Genomic DNA, 19,958 nt, shown 5'->3' on the forward strand with positions numbered 1-19,958 from the left:
CACCGGCATCGGCCGCCCGGATAACCTCCTGCCATCACCCTCCCCCAGAGGGGGCACCCCAGCAGCAGGAGTACGAGAACCATGGCCAACGTACCGGTCCAGCGCATGTCCCAGTTGATGGCGAAGACGCTGCGCGACGACCCGGCGGACGCCGAGGTCCTCAGCCACAAGCTCCTCGTCCGCGCCGGCTATGTCCGCCGCACGGCGGCCGGTATCTGGAGCTGGCTGCCGCTCGGCAAGAAGGTCCTCGCCAACGTGGAGCGGATCGTCCGCGAGGAGATGGACGCGATCGGCGCCCAGGAGGTGCTGCTCCCCGCCCTCCTGCCGCGTGAGCCGTACGACGCGACCGGCCGCTGGGACGAGTACGGCCCCGAGCTGTTCCGCCTGAAGGACCGCAAGGGCGGCGACTACCTCCTCGGCCCCACCCACGAGGAGATCTTCACGCTGATCGTGAAGGACCAGGCGTCCTCCTACAAGGACCTGCCGGTCATCCTCTACCAGATCCAGCACAAGTACCGTGACGAGGCCCGCCCCCGCGCCGGCATCCTGCGCGGCCGCGAGTTCCTGATGAAGGACTCCTACTCCTTCGACACCGAGGACGAGGGTCTCGCCCAGTCCTACGCCCTGCACCGGCAGGCCTATCAGAAGGTCTTCGAGCGTCTCGGCCTCGACTACCGCATCTGCGCCGCCACCGCGGGCGCGATGGGCGGCTCGAAGTCGGAGGAGTTCCTCGCCCCGGCCGGCGCCGGCGAGGACACCTTCGCGGACTGCCCCAACTGCGACTTCGCGGCCAACACCGAGGCGATCACCTACGAGTTGAAGACGGTGGACGGCTCCGGCGTCCCGGCCGCCGAGGAGATCCCCACCCCCGACACCCCGACCATCGAGACCCTCGCCGCCTCCCTCGGCGTCCCGGCGTCCGCCACGCTCAAGAACCTCCTGGTGAAGGTCGACGGCGAGATCGTCGCTGTTGGCGTCCCCGGCGACCGCGAGGTCGACCTGGGCAAGGTCGAGGCGCACTTCGCCCCGGCCGCCGTCGAGATGGTCACCGAGGCGGACTTCGTGGGCCGCCCTGACCTGGTCCGCGGCTACGTCGGTCCGCAGGGCCTGGACAAGGTCACGTACATCGCCGACCCGCGCGTGGCTCCCGGCACCGCGTGGATCACGGGCGCCAACAAGGAGCACACGCACGCGAAGAACGTCGTCGCGGGCCGTGACTTCGAGGTCGGCGAGTACGTCGACGTCGTGGTGGTGCAGGAGGGCGACCCCTGCCCCACGTGCGGCACCGGCCTCAAGCTGGACCGCGCCATCGAGATCGGCCACATCTTCCAGCTGGGCCGCAAGTACGCCGACGCCCTCAAGCTCGACGTCCTCGGCCAGAACGGCAAGCCGGTCCGCGTGACCATGGGGTCGTACGGCATCGGCGTCTCCCGCGCGGTCGCCGCCCTCGCCGAGCAGACCGCCGACGACAAGGGGCTGTGCTGGCCCAAGGAGGTCGCCCCGGCCGACGTGCACGTCGTCGCCGCGGGCAAGGCCCTCCAGACCGAACTCGCCCTCGACGTCTCCGGCAAGCTGGCGGCGGCCGGTCTCCGCGTCCTGGTGGACGACCGCGCCGGGGTCTCCCCGGGCGTGAAGTTCACGGACTCGGAGCTGATGGGCGTACCGCAGATCCTGGTGGCCGGCCGGCGGGCCGCCGAGGGCGTGCTGGAGCTGAAGGACCGCCGGACCGGTGAGCGCGAGGAGCTGACGGTCGAGGAGGCGATCGCCCGTCTGACCGCGACCGCGTGACGTAAAGACACCTGTCAGGAAGTTCTGTGGGGCCGTACCCCACCGTAGTGCGTGACACGGCGTCACCAGTGCTATGGAGGGGTACGGTCATGACGAGCAGAGGCAGAGAGCGGGGCGCCGTCGCGCTGGTCCGCAGCGGGACCCGGCGCACGGCGGCCGCCGCGGCGGCGGGGGTGTTGGCCCTGGTCGGCACGATGCAGGCGGACGCCGACACGACGGTGAGCAGCGGTACGGCTCTTCACGGTCGTCGTCCTGCTCGGCATCGCCGTGCGGCTGCGCGGCCGTGTCCCGGGCCCGCCCCGCTTCGGGACGGTGAGCCTGCACCGCACTCTGTCCCTCTCCGCGACCGCCTTCCTGGCCCTGCACATCGCGATCGCGATCGTGGACGGATACGTCGACATCACCGTCCTCGACGCCGTCGTGCCCTTCGTCTCAGGCTATGAGCCCCTGTGGCTCGGTCTCGGCGCGGTCGCCCTCGACCTGCTGCCGGCGGTCGTGATCACGAGCCTCCTGGGGGCACGCATCGGGCACCGACGCCACACCCCTGCAACTGACGGCCGCCGGAACGCCCAAAGGGAGCGCGGGGAACCGCGCGACAAGCCACGATGCGCCCGCGGGAACACGACGATGCACCGCCCCGGACCCGTTCCTCACAGAGCCGCCCTAGAGCCACCCGGCAAACTCCAACAGCAACTCGCTGTCCTTCGGCCGTCCCACGCGCAGTGCCCGCACCCCCGACTCCACGGCCCGGAACAGCGTCCAGCCCCGCAGCCGTTCCTGGTCGACGTCCAGTGACTCCGCGAGCCGCTTCACCCGCCGCCGGGTCGTCGCCGCCCCGGACGGCGAGGCGATCAGGTCCTCCACCCGGTCCCGGACGAGCCGCGCCAGATCGAAGGCGCACTCGCCGACCACCGGGTCCGGCCCCACGGCCAGCCACGGCGTCCGCTCACCGGCGAGCACCTTGCTCTGCCGGAACGTCCCGTGCAGCAGGCGGTCCTCGGGCGGCGCGGCCAGCAGCTCCGAGCGGGCCGCGAGCGCCGCGTCCACCAGGGCCGTCACCTCCGCGTCGGCGCCGGCACTCGCCCGCATCACCTCGGCCTGCCGCCCGGTCCGCTCGGCCACCGTCTCGAAGACGTGCGCGTCCTCGCCGGCGGGGGGCTCCACCCACAGCCGCCGCAGCGTCCCGGCAGCCTCCAGCAGCGCCTTCGCCTCCGGCAGTGAGCGCACCGACACGTCCGGATGCAGTCGCTCGAGAAGCAGCACGCCCTCTGCCGCGAAGGGTTCGAGGAGCTGTACGGCGCCCAGGCCGCCCCAGTGCGCGAGTGCGGCCCGTTCGCTCTCCGGGCGGGCCCGGGGCGGGGCCAGCTTGAGCACGGCGGGTGTCCCGTCCGGCCGTCGCACCAGTACCACCAGGCTGCTGCGTCCGCCCGGCAGCTGCACGCGCTCCACGGTCAACTCGCGCACCGCGACGGCCTCCCGGGCCGCCTCGGGCAGCTTCTCCAACCAGTCGTCACCGTCCGGTGCCGTCTCGCCGAGCGCCCTCACCAGACGCTGCGGCGGTTCGAAAGCCATGCGCGAGTCGTTTCCTTCCAGTACGCGTTACGAGGTCGGCGTCGCCGACGGCGGGCCCGCTGCCGAAGACGTCCCCGCCCGCTCGGCGAGCCCAGGGAAGGCTACGCTCCCGCCGCGCCAGCGCACCGCCCGCACCGCCGCCTCCCGCAGGGCCTCGGCCGCCGCACCCCGCCGCTCGTCCCCGGACGCCCGCACCAGATCGGAGTACACCCCGGCCACCCGCTCCTCCAGCTCGGCGGCCAGCCGTACGGCCGCGGCCGAGTCGGGCACCGGGAAGGGCAGCGCGTACCCGGCGGCCGCGGCCACCGGCGTGTCGCCCTGGTCCCGCACCTCGCGCACCAGCGCGTCCCGCCGCGCCCGATGGGCGTCGTAGGCCGCCTTGGCCTCCGTACGACGGTCCTCGCGGATCCGGCCGCCGACGACCCCGTAGCCGTACACCGCCGCGTGCTCGGCGGCCAGCGCCGCCTGGAGGGCCTTCAGCTCCCGTTCCCTCACTTCGCCCCCTCCGTCAGCAGATACGCGTGCGCCGCCCCGGCCGCCGCCACCGAGGCCAGTAGCCGGGCCGGCTCACCCGGCAGGTCGAGCAGCGCCTTCGCCCGCCGGTCGGCGAGCGTCCGCTCGGCGGCGGCGAGTTCGGCGAGGGCGTCCTTCTCGTCCGCGGGCACAGCGGCCGGCGGGGAAGCGGAGGGCGCTGCCGAAGCGGACGACGTCGCGGAAGGAGAGGTCCGTGAGGCCCGGGGGGACGCCTGCCGGGAGGCGCCGAACGCCTCCGCATGCCGTACGACCTCCGCCCGCAGGGGTGCCAGCCGCCCCGCGAGCGTGGGATGTACGGCGATCACGGCGTCGTAGCGCTCCACCAGCCGCGTGCTCTCGCCGGCCGCACGCGCGCGTGCCCGCTCGACGACCGACGGGCTGCCGTCCGTCCCGCCGTCGGAGTCCTTGGAGCCGGCGGAGCAGCCCGCCGCCAGGAAGGCCCCGGCGGTCGAGGCGAGCACGGTTCTTCTGCGCGTCCCCGAGGGGGTGCGCGGCGATGGGGGGTACGGCACGTCAGACGTCCTCGGGGAGCTCGTACGAACACGCGGGCGGGAGGGCGGCCCCGCCGGTGATCACGGTACCCGCGCACCGGCCCGGCACCACTCAGCGGCACCGCCCCCGCGCAGGTGGACGGCAACACACCCCTGGACCGGATACCCTTTGACCAGACACGCGACCTACCCACAACAGCACACGCGGCCGAGGAGTCACCCGGATGAGCACCACCCAGAGCGAGAGGCTGCGAGAACTTCTGGAACCGCTCGTCGGCTCCCAGGGCCTGGATCTCGAGGAGATCGCGGTGGACTCGGTCGGACGCAAGCGTGTGCTGCGCGTGGTCGTCGACTCCGACACCGGCGCCGACCTCGACCAGATCGCCGATGTGAGCCGCGCGCTCTCGGCGAAGCTCGACGAGACGGACGCGATGGGCCAGGGCGAGTACACCCTCGAGGTCGGAACCCCCGGCGCCGAACGCCTCCTCAAGGAACACCGGCACTACCTGCGCGCCGTCGACCGGCTGGTGAAGTTCCAGCTGACCGACGGCGACGAACTGGTGGCCAGGATTCTGCAGGTCGACGACGAGGGCCTCGACCTCGAAGTGCCCGGCGTGAAGGGCCGCAAGGCCACCACCCGCAGACTCGCCTTCGTGGACGTCGACAAGGCCCGGGTGCAGGTCGAGTTCAACCGCAAGGACAAGAACGACATGACGGAAGAAGAGGAGGCGTAGCCGTGGATATCGACATGAGTGCCCTGAGGGGCTTGGTGCGGGAGAAGGAGATCTCCTTCGACCTGCTGGTCGAGGCGATCGAGTCGGCCCTCCTCATCGCCTACCACCGCACCGAGGGAAGCCGCCGCCACGCGCGCGTGGAGCTCAACCGGGAGACCGGCCACGTGACGGTGTGGGCGAAGGAGGATCCCGAAGACCTCGAGGAGGGCCAGGAGGCCCGCGAGTTCGACGACACCCCGACGGGTTTCGGCCGCATCGCCGCCACCACGGCCAAGCAGGTCATCCTGCAGCGCCTGCGCGACGCCCAGGACGACGCGACGCTGGGCGAGTTCGCGGGCCGTGAGGGCGACATCCTCACCGGTGTGGTCCAGCAGGGCCGCGACCCGAAGAACGTGCTCGTCGACATCGGCAGGCTGGAGGCCATCCTGCCGGTGCAGGAACAGGTCCCCGGTGAGACGTATCCGCATGGAATGCGCCTTCGGTCGTACGTCGTACGAGTGGCGAAGGGCGTCCGCGGTCCGTCCGTGACCCTCTCCCGCACACATCCCAATCTGGTGAAGAAACTCTTCGCCCTCGAGGTGCCGGAGATCGCCGACGGCTCCGTCGAGATCGCCGCCATCGCCCGCGAGGCCGGCCACCGCACGAAGATCGCGGTACGGTCCACCCGTTCGGGCCTGAACGCCAAGGGTGCCTGCATCGGCCCCATGGGCGGCCGGGTGCGCAACGTGATGGCCGAGCTGAACGGCGAGAAGATCGACATCGTCGACTGGTCGGACGACCCGGCCGAGATGGTGGCGAACGCGCTGTCCCCGGCCCGCGTCTCCAAGGTGGAGGTCGTGGACATGGCGGCCCGGTCCGCGCGGGTGACGGTGCCCGACTACCAGCTGTCCCTGGCGATCGGCAAGGAGGGCCAGAACGCCCGCCTCGCGGCCCGCCTGACCGGCTGGCGGATCGACATCCGTCCCGACACCGAGCAGCCCGGGGAATAGATCCAAGCCGCAGGTCGCTTAGATCACGACAACATCCGTTCGATTCTTGCCCCCAACGGGTGAGGTCGGTGCGGGGAGGTAGACTTAAGAGTGTCTGGCCGGACGCGAGCCCGCGCATGCCCTGAGCGCACCTGTGTGGGGTGCCGGGAGCGAGCGGCCAAGAATGACTTGCTGCGCATCGTGGCAGTCGAGGGCGAATGCGTCCCCGATGATCGCGGTACGCTGCCCGGCCGGGGTGCGTATGTGCACCCCGCCCTGGTCTGTCTCGACCTGGCGGTACGTCGCCGGGCGTTTCCAAGGGCGTTGCGCGCCCCGGGAGCGCTCGACACCAAGACGTTGCGCCACTACGTCGAGCAGGCAACACCGTAAGACGCGTCGCACGGAACCCCCGTGCGGCTCTGGTACCCCGCGAGTTGGAAGTAGGTCGAGATTGCGATGAGCACTCGATGAGCACGCGATGAGTACGCCCATGAAGTAGCGACGGTCCGGACGCAACCCGGACCTAAAAGGAGCGAAGTGGCTAAGGTCCGGGTATACGAACTCGCCAAGGAGTTCGGGGTGGAGAGCAAGGTCGTCATGGCCAAGCTCCAGGAACTCGGTGAATTCGTCCGTTCGGCGTCCTCGACGATCGAGGCGCCCGTTGTACGCAAGCTGACCGATGCCCTCCAGCAGGGCAACGGAGGCGGCAAGCCCGCCGCACGCAAGGCTGCTCCGGCCAGGCCGGCAGCCCCCTCTTCCGCGCAGGCGGCCCGTCCGGCCGCCCCGCGCCCGCCGGCCCCCACGCCGGCGGCCGCCGAGCAGCCCGCGGCTCCCGCCGCCCCGGCCGCTTCCGGCCCCCGTCCCACGCCGGGCCCGAAGCCCGCGCCGCGGCCCGCCCCGGCGTCTCCGGCTCCGACCACGCCCGAGTTCACGGCACCGCCGGCGGCTCCCGCCGCACCGGCTGCCTCCTCGGGCACCAGCGCCCCTTCCGGCTCTGGCACCGGCACTGGCTCCGGCCCCCGTCCGGGCGCCCCGCGTCCGGCCGGCCAGGCCCCGCGTCCGGGCTCCCGTCCGGCCGGTCCGGGTCAGGGTGGCCAGGGTCGCGGTGACCGTCCCGACCGCGGTGGCGACCGTCCCGGCGCTCCGCGTCAGGGTGGCCAGGCAGCGCGTCCCGGTGCCCGTCCGGCCGGTCCCCGTCCGGGCAACAACCCGTTCACCTCTGGCGGTTCCACCGGCATGGCGCGCCCGCAGGCGCCCCGTCCGGGCGGTGCACCCCGCCCCGGCGGCCCTGGTGGCCCCGGTGGTGCTCCCGGCGGCGCTCCGCGTCCGCAGGGCCAGGGCGGTCCTCGTCCCCAGGGCGCTTCGGGCGGTCCCCGACCGCAGTCTCCGGGCGGCGCGCGTCCCAGCCCGGGCGGTATGCCCCGCCCGCAGGGCGGCGGTCCGCGTCCCGGCGGCGGTCCCGGCGGTGCGCGTCCCAATCCCGGCATGATGCCGCAGCGTCCCGCTGCCGGCCCGCGTCCCGGCGGTGGCCCCGGTGGGGGTCGCGGTCCGGGCGGCGCTGGCCGTCCCGGTGGCGGTGGCGGCGGTCGTCCCGGCGGCGGCGGCTTCGCCGGTCGTCCGGCCGGTCCCGGTGGCGGTGGCGGCGGCTTCGCCGGTCGTCCCGGTGGTCCCGGTGGCGGTGGCGGCGGTTTCGCCGGTCGTCCCGGTGGTCCCGGTGGTGGCGGCGGCGGTCGTCCCGGCTTCGGTGGTCGTCCCGGTGGTCCGGGCGGTCGTGGTGGCACGCAGGGCGCCTTCGGTCGTCCCGGCGGTCCCGCGCGTCGTGGTCGCAAGTCGAAGCGGCAGAGGCGCCAGGAGTACGAGGCCATGCAGGCCCCGTCGGTCGGCGGCGTGATGCTGCCTCGCGGCAACGGACAGTCCGTCCGCCTGTCGCGCGGTGCCTCCCTCACCGACTTCGCCGAGAAGATCGGCGCCAACCCGGCGTCGCTCGTCGGCGTGATGATGAACCTCGGCGAGATGGTCACTGCCACGCAGTCCGTCTCCGACGAGACGCTGAAGCTCCTCGCGGACGAGATGAACTTCGTCCTCGAGATCGTCAGCCCCGAGGAGGAGGACCGCGAGCTGCTCGAGTCCTTCGACATCGAGTTCGGCGAGGACGAGGGTGGCGAGGAGTTCCTCGTCGCGCGTCCGCCGGTCGTGACCGTCATGGGTCACGTCGACCACGGTAAGACCCGCCTCCTCGACACCATCCGCAAGACGAACGTCGTCGCGGGCGAGGCCGGCGGTATCACGCAGCACATCGGTGCGTACCAGGTCACGACTCAGGTCAACGACGAAGAGCGCAAGATCACCTTCATCGACACCCCGGGTCACGAGGCGTTCACCGCCATGCGTGCCCGTGGTGCCAAGTCGACCGACATCGCGATCCTCGTGGTGGCGGCCAACGACGGTGTGATGCCCCAGACGATCGAGGCGCTGAACCACGCCAAGGCGGCCGACGTGCCGATCGTGGTCGCGGTCAACAAGATCGACGTCGAGGGTGCCGACCCGACCAAGGTGCGCGGTCAGCTGACCGAATACGGCCTCGTGGCCGAGGAGTACGGCGGCGACACCATGTTCGTCGACATCTCCGCCAAGCAGGGCCTCAACATCGAGGCTCTCCTGGAGGCCGTGGTCCTCACCGCGGACGCCTCGCTCGACCTGCGGGCCAACCCGGAGCAGGACGCGCAGGGTATTGCGATCGAGTCCCGTCTCGACCGTGGCCGCGGTGCCGTCGCGACCGTCCTGGTCCAGCGAGGCACCCTGCGGGTCGGCGACACCATGGTGGTCGGCGACGCGTACGGCCGTGTCCGCGCGATGCTCGACGACAAGGGCGACAACCTGGAAGAGGCGGGTCCGTCGACTCCGGTCCTCGTCCTCGGTCTCACCAACGTCCCGGGCGCCGGCGACAACTTCCTCGTCGTCGACGAGGACCGCACGGCCCGCCAGATCGCCGAGAAGCGCGCGGCGCGTGAGCGCAACGCCAACTTCGCCCGGCGCGGAGTCCGGTTCTCCCTGGAGAACCTGGACGAGGCCCTTAAGGCCGGTCTGGTGCAGGAACTCAACCTCATCATCAAGGGCGACGCGTCCGGTTCGGTGGAGGCTCTCGAGTCCTCCCTGCTCCAGTTGGACGTCGGCGAAGAGGTCGACATCCGCGTCCTGCACCGTGGTGTCGGTGCGGTCACGGAGTCGGACGTCGACCTGGCGATGGGCTCGGACGCCATCGTGATCGGCTTCAACGTGCGCGCCGCAGGGCGTGCCGCGCAGATGGCCGAGCGCGAAGGCGTGGATGTCCGCTACTACTCGGTCATCTACCAGGCGATCGAGGAGATCGAGGCGGCCCTCAAGGGCATGCTCAAGCCGGAGTACGAAGAGGTCGAGCTCGGTACGGCGGAGATCCGCGAGGTCTTCAAGTCGTCCAAGCTGGGCAACATCGCCGGTGTCCTGGTCCGGTCGGGCGAGGTCAAGCGCAACACCAAGGCGCGCCTCATCCGCGACGGCAAGGTGGTCGCGGAGAGCCTCACCATCTCCGGTCTGCGCCGCTTCAAGGACGATGTCACCGAGATCCGCGAAGGGTTCGAGGGCGGTATCAACCTCGGCAACTTCAACGACATCAAGGTCGACGACGTCATCGCGACGTACGAGATGCGGGAGAAGCCGCGCGCGTAAGCGCTCGGACTTCCGAGACGGTCCGGTCCGGGGCCGGTCGACGGAGAGTAATTTCCGTCGATCGGCCCCGGCCGTTCGTTGTACGGTTCTGGATGTCCCCGCCACACGGATGGCGGGGCCATCGATCCCGTACCGGCGGGTGAACCGGCTACACACATGTATGTGGGGACACTGTCCTTCGACCTCCTCCTCGGCGACGTACGGTCGCTGAAGGAGAAGCGCTCCGTCGTCCGCCCGATCGTCGCCGAGCTGCAGCGGAAGTACGCGGTGAGCGCGGCCGAGGTGGACCATATGGACCTCCACCGCAGGGCCGGTATCGGCCTCGCGTTGGTGTCCGGCGACGCGGGGCACGTGACGGACGTACTGGACCGGTGCGAACGGCTGGTCGCCGGACGCCCCGAAGTGGAACTGCTGTCCGTGCGGCGGCGCTTCCACGGCGACGACGACTGACCCAAGAACGCAGAAGAAGAAAGAACGGGAGACGGACCAGTGGCCGACAACGCGCGGGCGAAAAGGCTGGCGGACCTCATCCGGGAGGTGGTGGCCCAGAAGCTGCTGCGCGGGATCAAGGACCCGCGGCTCGGCTCGCACGTCACCATCACGGACACCCGGGTCACGGGTGACCTGCGGGAGGCGACCGTCTTCTACACGGTGTACGGGGACGACGAGGAGCGGGCGGCCGCGGCCGCCGGACTGGAGAGCGCCAAGGGCGTGCTCCGTTCCGCGGTCGGTGCGGCGGCGGGCGTGAAGTTCACCCCGACGCTGACCTTCGTGGCCGACGCGCTGCCCGACACCGCCAAGACCATCGACGACCTCCTCGACAGGGCACGCCAGTCCGACGAGAAGGTGCGCGAGGTCTCGGCCGGCGCCCACTACGCCGGCGAGGCGGACCCGTACAAGAAGCCGGGCGAGGACGAGGACGACGCCGCCGAATGACCGAGAAGACCCGGACGCCCGACGGCCTTGTCATTGTCGACAAGCCGTCGGGCTTCACTTCGCACGATGTCGTCGCCAAGATGCGCGGCATCGCCCGGACCCGCCGTGTCGGCCACGCCGGCACCCTCGACCCCATGGCGACGGGCGTGCTCGTCCTCGGCGTCGAGAAGGCGACCAAACTCCTCGGGCACCTCGCGCTCACCGAGAAGGAGTACCTGGGCACGATCCGCCTGGGGCAGACGACCCTGACCGACGACGCCGAGGGCGCGATCACGGGGTCGGTCGACGCCTCGAAGGTCACCCGCGACGCCGTCGACGCCGGTATCGCCGAGCTGACCGGCGAGATCATGCAGGTGCCGTCCAAGGTCAGCGCCATCAAGATCAACGGTGTGCGGTCGTACAAGCGGGCGCGGGAGGGCGAGGACTTCGAGATCCCCGCCCGGCCCGTCACCGTCTCGTCCTTCGCGGTGTACGACGTCCGGGACGCCGTCGCCGAGGACGGTACCCCGGTCCTGGACCTGGTGGTGTCGGTGGTCTGCTCGTCCGGCACGTACATCCGGGCCCTGGCCCGCGACCTGGGCGCCGGGCTGGGCGTCGGCGGGCACCTCACCGCGCTGCGCCGCACGCGCGTCGGCCCGTACAAGCTGGACTCCGCGCGCACCCTCGACCAGCACCAGCAGGAACTGACGGTGATGCCGATCGCCGAGGCCGCCGCGGCCGCGTTCCCGCGCTGGGACGTGGACGACCGGCGGGCCCGGCTGCTCACCAACGGCGTCCGGCTCGACATGTCCGACGAGTACACGGGCGTCGGCGCCGTGGCCGTCTTCGACCCCGAGGGCCGTTTCCTCGCCCTCGTCGAGGAGCACAAGGGCAAGGCGAAGAGCCTCGCCATATTCGGCTGAGGCCCGGACGGGGCCGGTCTGCGCACGGCTCGGTACCGACCGTGGAGCGGCGATCACGGGGTCGTCGCTGCCGCCGCTCCACGGTCCCCCCTCGGTTCCCCCACCCCTAGGGTGTGTCCGACCGCCCCCGTCCATTCACCCGACCGGGCAGGCGCTCGGAGTGAACCGGGGGAGCGGAAGGGGGCGCGTTCGCCAGGCGATCTGTCCGGCTGATCGCCCCGCGCCTAACGTCGAGGTCAGGGCCCCTTTCTCGGCTCATCGGACTCCGAGAGCTCATCCGAGGCAGGCCCTGGGTACGTGCTCGGGTACGGCGGGGAGGTTCGACCATGGCGGGACGGGGCCCGCGGACCGGGGAGGCCCCCGGCACCGCACGTCCGACCCAGCAGGACGACGACTCCCGGTACGCGCGCGGCCGACAGCGGCCCGCCGCGGTGGAACCGGGGGAGGGGCCCGGACGCGACGACGCGCTCGTCCACATCCACGACCTCGCCGGCCGCCTCCGCGGCACCGGCTTCGCGGCCGACCACCACGGCACGGTCGTCACCAGCCACGAGACGGTCGACGGCCTGTCCCGGCTCGTCCTGTACGCCGCCGGGAACCGCAGGTGTGTCGTGACCGCCGACGCGGTGACCCCGCTGCCCGACCTGAACCTGGCCCTCGTCCGCACCGCAGGCCTCGGCGTGGACCCGCTGCCCGTCACCGTGCGGGACCGGATCGACACCGGCACCTACGTGCGCGTCCCCGCCGGCTGCTGGCGCGAGGCACGGGTGCTGAGCGCGACCCCTGTGACGTACACCGCCACCGACCGCTTCCACTACCTCGGCGACGCCCTGGAGCTCGCGATCGGCACGGCCGGAAGGGACGCGCTGCGACTGGGCGGCGGGGCCGCCGGAGGGCCGGTGCTCGACGCGGAGACCGGTGCCGTGGTCGGCGTCCTCGGCACCGCACTGCAGAGCGGCCACCGGGACGCGGGCTTCGCGGTACCGCTGCGCCCGGCGCCGAGCGGACCCCTCGCGGAGCTGCTTGCCGCGAACGCGGCGACGGTCCCCGCGTACGGCGTCGACCTCAACCTCGCCGGGGTGCTGGAGCTGACGGCGACTTCGGTGGGTCAGGACGGGCCGGTGGGGGTGCTGGCGGGGGTGGGTGCGGGGGAGCCGGGTGGGGATGCCGGCGGTGCGGGTGTGGGTGCGGCCGGGCCGGGTGCGGATTGGTCGGGGGGTGGCTCCGGCGGTGGGGCGGGGGCGGGTTCTGCTTGGTCGGGTGGGGACGCCGACGGTGCGGGTTCGGGTGCTGCTGTGGGTGCGGCCGGGCCTGGTGTGGAGCGGTCGGGTGGTGGCTTCGGTGGTGGGGTGGGTTCTGCTTGGTCGGGCGCGGGTCGCGGCCGGGGGCGCGCTGGTGCCCGTGGGGTGCAGGTGGGCGGCGGGGCAGGTGGGCCGGGCGCGGTGGAGCCGGTTGAACGGGCCGTCGCGGCGGCGGCGTTCGCCGCGTTCCTCGAGGGCCCGGCCGCCGTCCTCGGGCTCGTCGGGGCGCCCGGCAGCGGTCGTACGACAGAGCTCGCGGCCCTGGCCGCCCGCCGTCACGGCTCCTCTGAACCGGCGCCCACGTTGTGGCTGCGCGGCGCAGACTTGAAGGACGACGACGACTCGGTGGCGGACGCGGCGCGACGGGCGCTGGCGAGGGCGGCCCGGATCGTCGCGGCGTCGGATCCCGTCCTCCCGGACCTCGGCGACACCACCCCGGAACGCCTGGCGCACCTCGCCCACACCGCGGGGCGCCCCCTCCTGCTCCTCCTCGACGGCCCCGAGGAGATGCCGCCGGTCCTGGCCCACCGCCTCGCCGAGTGGACCGACGGGACGGCGAGGTGGCTGCGGGAGACCGGGGTGCGGATGGTGGTGGCGTGTCGGAGTGAGTACTGGGAGGGGGTGCGGTTTCCGGCGGAGCTGACGTACGACGCTCCGGCCCGTCGAGGGCCCGAGCGCGTCCACCTCGGCGACCTGGACGTCCCCCCGTGCGTCCACCTCGGCGACCTGCGGGACGATGAGGCCCGCCTGGCACGGGCGCGGTACCGCATCCCCGAGGGCGTCCTCGCCGACCCCGACGCCCGACACCCTCTCACCCTCCGCCTCCTCTCGGAGATCCGCGCCGCCCACCTCGACGCCCCCGACACCCGCCTCGACCGCCACGACGTCCTCTCGGCCCACCTCGACCTGATGTGCCTGCGCGTCGCCGTCAGCCTGGCAGCGCAGTACGGCCTGCGCGGCACGGCCGTACGCCGCCTCGCCGCCCGGGTCTCCGGACAAATCCACGAGGCCGCCCGCCGCAGTCTCGGCCCGGGACAGGGCGAGCTGGACCGCGAGTCGTTCGAGGCGGTGTTCCCGTGGGGGCAGGCGCCCGCGAGGCTCGGGGGTGGCACCGGCTGGGCCTCCGCCGTCCTCACCGAGGGCCTCCTCGTCCCCGCCGGCGGCGGCTACCGCTTCGCTCACGAGGAGCTCGCCGACTGGATCCAGGGCATGCACCTCGACCTGGACGAGGCGCTGCGCGCCCTGATCCACCACCGCCGTGCCGACCCTGACGGCGACCGCCCGATTCCCGTGCCGCACCACCGCATCGGGCCCGTCGTCCAGGCCCTGCTGCTCCTCGCCCGCCAGCAGGGGACCGGCCAACTGGTCTGTCGCCTGGACGAGTTGGTGCACGCGCTCGACGCCGACCCGGACAACTGGTGGGCCGCCCGCCTCGTCGCCGAGGTCCTGCCGCGGGTGCCCGACGCCACGCCGTACACCCCCCTCCTTCACCTGCTCACCGACCGGATGGTGGCCTGGCGGCAGCAGGAGCGACCACTGCCCTCCGAGTTCGGGCCGGACTTCTGGACCTCCCTGCCGCTCCCCCAGGACACCCGCTTCGACCTGCTGCGCCGGCTCGTCCTCGCCGACGGCCCGCCGCACGAGACCGGTGGCCCGCGGTTCCTGGACGCGGTCGCCCGGCTGCTCACCGCCGACCCCATCGCGGTACAACGGCGTCTCGTCCGCTGGTTCGACGACGAACGTCCGTTGCCCGCCACCCCGCACGCGACCGTGGCGAAGGCCGCGCAGGCGCTGCTGCACACGCACCGGCACCGGGCGGTGGACGACCTGACGGAGGTCCTCGTCGACAGTGCGCACGGCAGGGCCGACGAGCTGCTCGCCGTACTGTCCGAGGACGAGCCGTCGGCCGTGTGCCGGGCCGTGGACCGGTGGACGCACGACGAGCGGCCCGCGCGGCGGGTCGCGGCGGTGGCGTACGGACTGCGCGCCGCCCCGCACGTGCGTACCGAGGCCGACCGCGAACTGCTGCGCTACGCCGCTCTCGCCCTGCTCGCCCGCCCCGCCGACTGCACCCTGCACGGCGGCGCGCTCGCCCTGTTGGTCCAGGACCCGCACACCCGCGACCGTCATCTCCCGCAGGCGCTCGGGCACTTCGTGGCCGGCGATCCGCAGGTGCCGCCGAGTGCGCTGGTGCCCGCCCTGGCGACCCACGCGGACCCGGTGCTCGACGCGTTCCGGGCCCGGCTGCGCCGCCCGGACGCCGGGGCGGTGCTGCGCGCGCTCGCCGACGTCACCACGCCCGCGCCGGCCCGCCGGATCGCCGCGCTGGTGCGGGAGGCGGTGGAGCGGCGCCCGGAGACGGCCGGGGACGTGGCGGCGTACGTGGACAGGCGGCTGGACCACGGCTCCACCGCCCGCGCGGTCCTGCTGCCCCTGGTCACGGGCCTGCTCGACGGCGGCCCCGAGCAGGTGCGGGCAGCCCTCGCGACCGTACTCGCGGCCCCCGGCACACCCGCCTCCCGCCCCCTGCGCCAGGAGCTCCTCGAACGTCTCCTGACCCGTGAACACGACCCGTCCGTCCTGATCGCCGTACTGCGCGCGGCAGCCGCTCGCGAGGACGACCCCCTCGTCGCACGTGGCCTGGTCCACCGCACCGGACTTCTCCTGGTCCGCACCCCGGACGGCGCGACCTGCTTCGACCGCGACCTCGTCGACCTGGGGCGGAACGTCCCCGGTTTCGCCGCGCTGGTGGCCGGCTGGCTGACCGAGACGCCGCAGGAATGGGCGGCGGTGGTGGGTCCGAGCGCCCGCCGGATGATCGAGAACCTGGCGGGCGTACGGGTGCCCGCCTGACCGGGATCACGTGCGCCGGGTCACAGCGCCCATGCCGATGCGGGCCGGAAGCACCCGGCATGGCACCCTTAGACCTGCGTGAGACATACGTGCGTGAGAGAAAACCACGGACACGGGTTCGACGAGTTTGCGACGAGGAGCAGTCACAGTGCAGCGCTGGCGTGGCTTGGAGGACATCCCCGAGGACTGGGGGCGCAGCGTCGTCACCATCGGTTCCTACGACGGGGTCCACCGCGGGCACCAGCTGATCATCCGGCATGCCGTGGATCGTGCCCGTGAGCTGGGCGTTCCCGCCGTCGTCGTCACCTTCGACCCGCACCCCAGCGAGGTCGTCCGCCCCGGCAGCCACCCACCGCTGCTCGCCCCGCACCACCGCCGCGCCGAACTGATGGCCGAGCTGGGCGTGGACGCGCTCCTGATCCTCCCCTTCACCACGGAGTTCTCGAAGCTGTCCCCGGCCGACTTCGTCGTCAAGGTCCTGGTCGACAAGCTGCACGCCAAGGCGGTAGTCGAGGGCCCGAACTTCCGCTTCGGCCACAAGGCCGCCGGGAACGTGGAGTTCCTCGCCGAGCAGGGCAAGGTCTACGACTTCGAGGTCGAGGTCGTCGACCTGTACGTGTCCGGCACGGCGGGCGGCGGCGAACCCTTCTCCTCGACCCTCACCCGGCGCCTGGTCGCCGAGGGCGACCTCGAAGGAGCCGCCGAGATCCTGGGCCGCCCGCACCGCGTGGAGGGCATCGTCGTCCGCGGGGCCCAACGCGGCCGCGAGATGGGCTTCCCGACGGCGAACGTCGAGACGCTCCCGCACACCGCGATCCCCGCCGACGGCGTGTACGCCGGCTGGCTGCACACTCAGGGCGAGGCGATGCCCGCCGCGATCTCCGTCGGCACCAACCCGCAGTTCGACGGCACCGAGCGCACGGTGGAGGCGTACGCCATCGACCGCGTGGGCCTCGACCTGTACGGCCTGCACGTCGCCGTCGACTTCCTCGCCTTCGTCCGCGGCCAGGCGAAGTTCGACACGCTCGACGCGCTGCTCGTGCAGATCGCGGAGGACGTGAAGCGGTGCCGGGAGCTGGTGGCGGCCTCGGAGACCGCCGAGTAGGAGTTGCCACGACGCCGAAGGGCGGCCGGTACCTGTCGGGTACCGGCCGCCCTTTCGTGTGCGCCTGCTGAGTGCCTACTGCTGCTGGGGCGGCGGCGGGGGTGGGGTCTGCCCACCCTGGTGGCCTGGCTGCCCCGGCTGGGGATAGCCGTAGCCCTGCTGCGGGTAGGGCTGCTGCCCTGGCTGCGGATACGGCTGACCGGGCGCGGCGGGCGGTTGTCCCGGGTGCCCCGGCTGGGCGTAGGGCTGGCCCTGGGGGTACGGCTGCTGGGGCGGGGGCTGCTGGCCGGGGTGGGGCTGCTGCGGGTACGGAGGCTGCCCGGGCTGTCCGGCCTGTCCCTGTTGGGCGTACGGCTGTCCCGGGATCTGCTGCTGTCCCGGCATCGGCGGGGCCGCCACCGGGGGCGGGTTGCCGTTGGCCGTCCACAGGCCGTGCAACTGCTGGTGCCGTACGAAGTCCTCGGCGACCATCGCCGCGAGGTTGAAGTACGCCTCCCGCACCTTCGGCCGCATCATGTCGAGGTCGACCTCGGCGCCGGCCGAGAGGTGTTCGTCGAAGGGGACGACGACGACTCCGCGGCAGCGCGTCTCGAAGTGGCTGACGATGTCCTCGACCTTGATCATCTTGCCGGTCTCGCGGACCCCGGAGATGACTGTGAGGGACCGCGAGACAAGGTCGGCGTATCCGTGCGCGGACAGCCAGTCCAGGGTCGTGCTGGCGCTGCTCGCACCGTCCACGGACGGCGTCGAGATGATGATGAGCTGGTCGGCGAGGTCGAGCACACCACGCATGGCGCTGTAGAGCAGACCGGTACCCGAGTCGGTGAGGATGATCGGGTACTGGTTGCCGAGCACGTCGATCGCGCGCCGGTAGTCCTCGTCGTTGAACGTGGTCGACACGGCCGGGTCGACGTCGTTGGCGATGATTTCCAGGCCGGACGCCGCCTGGGAGGTGAACCGCCGGATGTCCATGTACGAGTTGAGGTACGGGATCGCCTGGACGAGGTCACGGATGGTGGCCCCGGTCTCGCGGCGGACCCGGCGGCCGAGCGTGCCGGCGTCCGGGTTGGCGTCGATCGCGAGGATCTTGTCCTGCCGCTCGGTGGCGAGCGTGGAGCCGAGCGCGGTGGTCGTGGTCGTCTTGCCCACGCCGCCCTTGAGGCTGATGACGGCGATCCGGTAGCAGGACAGCACCGGGGTCCGGATCAGCTCCAACTTCCGCTGCCGCTCGGCCTCTTCTTTCTTCCCGCCGAGCTTGAACTTGGAGCCGGCCGCCGGGCGGCTGCTCTTCGCCTTCTGCTTCTTGCTGTTGAGCAGACGGTCGGAGGACAGCTCCACGGCCGCGGTGTAACCGAGCGGCGCGGCACCGGGGTTGGCCGGCTGCCGCTGGTCGTGCTGGACGGCCTGGGGCCAGGCGGCACCGGTGCGGGGGTCGACGGCCTGCTGGGGCTGCTGGGGCTGCTGGGCAGGCTGACCTTGCTGCGGGTGCTGCGGGTGCTGCGGGAACGGCGGGGCCTGGCCGTCCGGCTGCTGCTGCGGCGGGCCCGGATGGGGCTGTGCGGGGTTCGCCGGCTGTCCGGGGTGGCCCTGCTGCATGGGCGGCTGGGGGAAGCCATAGCCGCCCTGTGCGGCCGGCTGCTGCTGGGGCGGGGTGTTGGGCTGCGGGAACCCGTATCCCCCCTGGGCGTTGGGCGCGGGAGGCTGCGGGAAGCCGTATCCGCCCTGGGTGTTGGGTGCCGGCGGCTGCGGGAAGCCGTAACCGCTCTGTGCGGCGGGCGGCTGCTGGGCCGGCGGGCCGGGGTGCGGGAAGCCGTAGCCGTGCTGGGGCGCGGCCGGAGGGGCTTCCGGGCCCGGCGGCGTCGGCGCGGCGGGCGGGTTCCAGGCGGTCGGCGCGGGCTGCGGCGCCTGCGGCTGGAAGGGCGGCTGCTGCGCGGGAGCCGCCGGGTCCGGCTGCGGCTGCGCGGGCCACTGCGGGGCAGCCATGGGAGCGGCGGGCTGGTACGACGGCGGCAGCGGCGGTACACCGCTCTGCGGCGCCGGCGGGGGAGTCCAGGCGGAGGGCGCGCCCTGCGGAGCGGCGTCGGCGCCGGAAGAGTCGGCGGTCGCACCGGCGTCCGCTGCGGGGGCGCTCCCTGCCTCGCTGTCCGCTGTGGCGGCCTCATCGGAGGTGGCGGCGGGAGCGGCCGCGTCCTCGCCGCTCTGCACATCACCGGAGGAGTCGCCGGAAGCGTCCTCGGAGACGCCCTCGCCGTCATCCGTACCGGCATCGGCACCGCCCGGGTCAGCGGTCGTACCGTCGGAACCGCCGTCACCGTCTCCGGGCTGAGCCGAAGCGCCGGCCGGAGCCTCTTCGGCGGAACCGTCGGCAGGCGAGGGTTCACCTTCGCGCTTGCTCTCGCTCTCCTCGGCAGTCTGCTGAGCGTTGGCCGCGGCGGCGAGGTCCGCGATCTCCTGCTTCAGGGAGGCGGCGGAGAACCGCATCGTGGCGCCGCTCTCCAGATCGCCGGTGCCGGACTCGTCCGCGCCGAAAACCGGGAAGGGGGGCGGAGACGGCGACGGGGAGGGGCCTGGCGGAGCAGGGGTGACAGGTGGCGCGGAGACGACCGGCGGGGCGGGCTGAGATGGCGGAGAAGGCGGCGCGACGGGAGATTCGGGCACGGCCGGAGCCCACTGCCCCTGCCCCTGCCCCTGCGTCTGCCCGTGTCCCTGTCCCTGCCCGTGTCCCTCGGACTGCGCCTGCGGCTGCTGCAGTTCGAAGCCGCCGCTCGCGGGAGGCCCGGGCGGAGTCGTCGGCTCGGCCACCTGCGGCATGGCCGGAGGCGGAGTCGGAGCCGCCGGCGCGAAGTCGTTGTCCGGCGGTGGCGGAACGGCCGCAGGGGCACCGGAGGCCCCGCCGGCCGTGCCCTGTCCCGACGCCGTGTCGCCCGCGTTCTGCGTGTACCAGGCGGGCGGCGCATAGTCGATGGTGAACTCGCCCGTCATCTCGATGGCGGACTCGGCGTCGGGCTGGTCATCGTCGGGTGTGGCCCAGCCCCCGCGGATCCCGTCCCGATCGCTGCTCACAGTTCC

General features: G+C 72.8%; 14 protein-coding genes. 10 read left to right on the plus strand and 4 right to left on the minus strand.

Annotated elements, in window-relative coordinates; all coding sequences use genetic code 11:
- The first annotated feature begins 81 nt into the window (after positions 1 to 81).
- On the plus strand, positions 82 to 1,788 hold the full coding sequence (locus ACFWWR_RS26875) for a proline--tRNA ligase (RefSeq protein ID WP_383861985.1): 1,707 nt from the start codon (positions 82 to 84) through the stop codon (positions 1,786 to 1,788).
- 663 nt (positions 1,789 to 2,451) lie between these two features.
- On the opposite strand, the gene ACFWWR_RS26880 is transcribed toward ACFWWR_RS26875, so the two are convergent.
- Genes ACFWWR_RS26880 through ACFWWR_RS26890 form a run of 3 tightly spaced genes read right to left on the minus strand, consistent with a single transcriptional unit; the run spans position 2,452 to position 4,406 of the window.
- Positions 2,452 to 3,360, minus strand: a complete 909-nt coding sequence (locus tag ACFWWR_RS26880; RefSeq protein ID WP_384305713.1) for an aminoglycoside phosphotransferase family protein — start codon at positions 3,358 to 3,360, stop codon at positions 2,452 to 2,454.
- Between the two features lie 27 nt (positions 3,361 to 3,387).
- On the minus strand, positions 3,388 to 3,855 hold the full coding sequence (locus tag ACFWWR_RS26885; RefSeq protein WP_383861993.1) for a ferritin-like domain-containing protein: 468 nt from the start codon (positions 3,853 to 3,855) through the stop codon (positions 3,388 to 3,390).
- Entirely contained in the window at positions 3,852 to 4,406 is a 555-nt protein-coding gene (locus ACFWWR_RS26890; RefSeq protein ID WP_383861996.1) for a hypothetical protein, read from the minus strand. The genes ACFWWR_RS26885 and ACFWWR_RS26890 overlap by 4 nt, the downstream gene beginning before the upstream one ends.
- A 203-nt stretch (positions 4,407 to 4,609) precedes the next feature.
- Between ACFWWR_RS26890 and rimP the strand changes: the two genes are divergently transcribed.
- The 9 genes from rimP to ACFWWR_RS26935 all read left to right on the plus strand — a co-directional run bounded on the left by rimP (position 4,610) and on the right by ACFWWR_RS26935 (position 16,889).
- The gene (rimP, locus tag ACFWWR_RS26895; RefSeq protein WP_383861999.1) at positions 4,610 to 5,119 is read left to right on the plus strand and encodes a ribosome maturation factor RimP; all 510 of its coding nucleotides are present in this window, start codon (positions 4,610 to 4,612) and stop codon (positions 5,117 to 5,119) included.
- A gap of 2 nt (positions 5,120 to 5,121) precedes the next feature.
- Positions 5,122 to 6,108 carry a transcription termination factor NusA gene (gene nusA / locus ACFWWR_RS26900; protein WP_217234570.1) on the plus strand — a complete coding sequence of 329 codons (987 nt, stop codon included), beginning with the start codon at positions 5,122 to 5,124 and terminating at the stop codon, positions 6,106 to 6,108.
- 90 nt (positions 6,109 to 6,198) lie between these two features.
- Positions 6,199 to 6,477 carry a YlxR family protein gene (locus tag ACFWWR_RS26905; RefSeq protein ID WP_383862003.1) on the plus strand — a complete coding sequence of 93 codons (279 nt, stop codon included), beginning with the start codon at positions 6,199 to 6,201 and terminating at the stop codon, positions 6,475 to 6,477.
- A 147-nt stretch (positions 6,478 to 6,624) separates the two neighbouring features.
- Positions 6,625 to 9,792 carry a translation initiation factor IF-2 gene (gene infB / locus ACFWWR_RS26910; RefSeq protein ID WP_384305716.1) on the plus strand — a complete coding sequence of 1,056 codons (3,168 nt, stop codon included), beginning with the start codon at positions 6,625 to 6,627 and terminating at the stop codon, positions 9,790 to 9,792.
- 156 nt (positions 9,793 to 9,948) lie between these two features.
- Positions 9,949 to 10,242 (plus strand): DUF503 domain-containing protein, encoded by a 294-nt coding sequence (locus ACFWWR_RS26915; protein WP_217234567.1) that lies wholly within the window; start codon positions 9,949 to 9,951, stop codon positions 10,240 to 10,242.
- A gap of 39 nt (positions 10,243 to 10,281) precedes the next feature.
- On the plus strand, positions 10,282 to 10,728 hold the full coding sequence (gene rbfA, locus ACFWWR_RS26920; protein WP_383862008.1) for a 30S ribosome-binding factor RbfA: 447 nt from the start codon (positions 10,282 to 10,284) through the stop codon (positions 10,726 to 10,728).
- Positions 10,725 to 11,630: a tRNA pseudouridine(55) synthase TruB gene (gene truB / locus ACFWWR_RS26925; RefSeq protein WP_384305719.1), complete on the plus strand. Its 906-nt coding sequence runs from the start codon at positions 10,725 to 10,727 to the stop codon at positions 11,628 to 11,630. The genes rbfA and truB overlap by 4 nt, the downstream gene beginning before the upstream one ends.
- A gap of 326 nt (positions 11,631 to 11,956) precedes the next feature.
- Entirely contained in the window at positions 11,957 to 15,784 is a 3,828-nt protein-coding gene (locus ACFWWR_RS26930) for a serine protease (protein ID WP_384305722.1), read from the plus strand.
- Positions 15,785 to 15,932: 148 nt separating this feature from the next.
- Complete coding sequence (locus ACFWWR_RS26935; RefSeq protein WP_383862017.1) at positions 15,933 to 16,889, plus strand: bifunctional riboflavin kinase/FAD synthetase; 957 nt, start codon at positions 15,933 to 15,935, stop codon at positions 16,887 to 16,889.
- A 75-nt stretch (positions 16,890 to 16,964) separates the two neighbouring features.
- On the opposite strand, the gene ACFWWR_RS26940 is transcribed toward ACFWWR_RS26935, so the two are convergent.
- Positions 16,965 to 19,952, minus strand: a complete 2,988-nt coding sequence (locus ACFWWR_RS26940; protein ID WP_384305725.1) for an SCO5717 family growth-regulating ATPase — start codon at positions 19,950 to 19,952, stop codon at positions 16,965 to 16,967.
- Positions 19,953 to 19,958: the final 6 nt, after the last annotated feature.

The organism is Streptomyces sp. NPDC058678 (assembly GCF_042714835.1).
Lineage (GTDB): Bacteria > Actinomycetota > Actinomycetes > Streptomycetales > Streptomycetaceae > Streptomyces.

Excerpts from the sequence above, each read along its gene's own strand:
- ACFWWR_RS26930 (WP_384305722.1), top strand. The coding sequence starts at position 11,957 with ATGGCGGGACGGGGCCCGCGGACCGGGGAGGCCCCCGGCACCGCACGT.
- rimP (WP_383861999.1), top strand. The coding sequence starts at position 4,610 with ATGAGCACCACCCAGAGCGAGAGGCTGCGAGAACTTCTGGAACCGCTC.
- ACFWWR_RS26875 (WP_383861985.1), top strand. The coding sequence starts at position 82 with ATGGCCAACGTACCGGTCCAGCGCATGTCCCAGTTGATGGCGAAGACG.
- ACFWWR_RS26880 (WP_384305713.1), bottom strand. The coding sequence starts at position 3,360 with ATGGCTTTCGAACCGCCGCAGCGTCTGGTGAGGGCGCTCGGCGAGACG.
- ACFWWR_RS26915 (WP_217234567.1), top strand. The coding sequence starts at position 9,949 with ATGTATGTGGGGACACTGTCCTTCGACCTCCTCCTCGGCGACGTACGG.
- truB (WP_384305719.1), top strand. The coding sequence starts at position 10,725 with ATGACCGAGAAGACCCGGACGCCCGACGGCCTTGTCATTGTCGACAAG.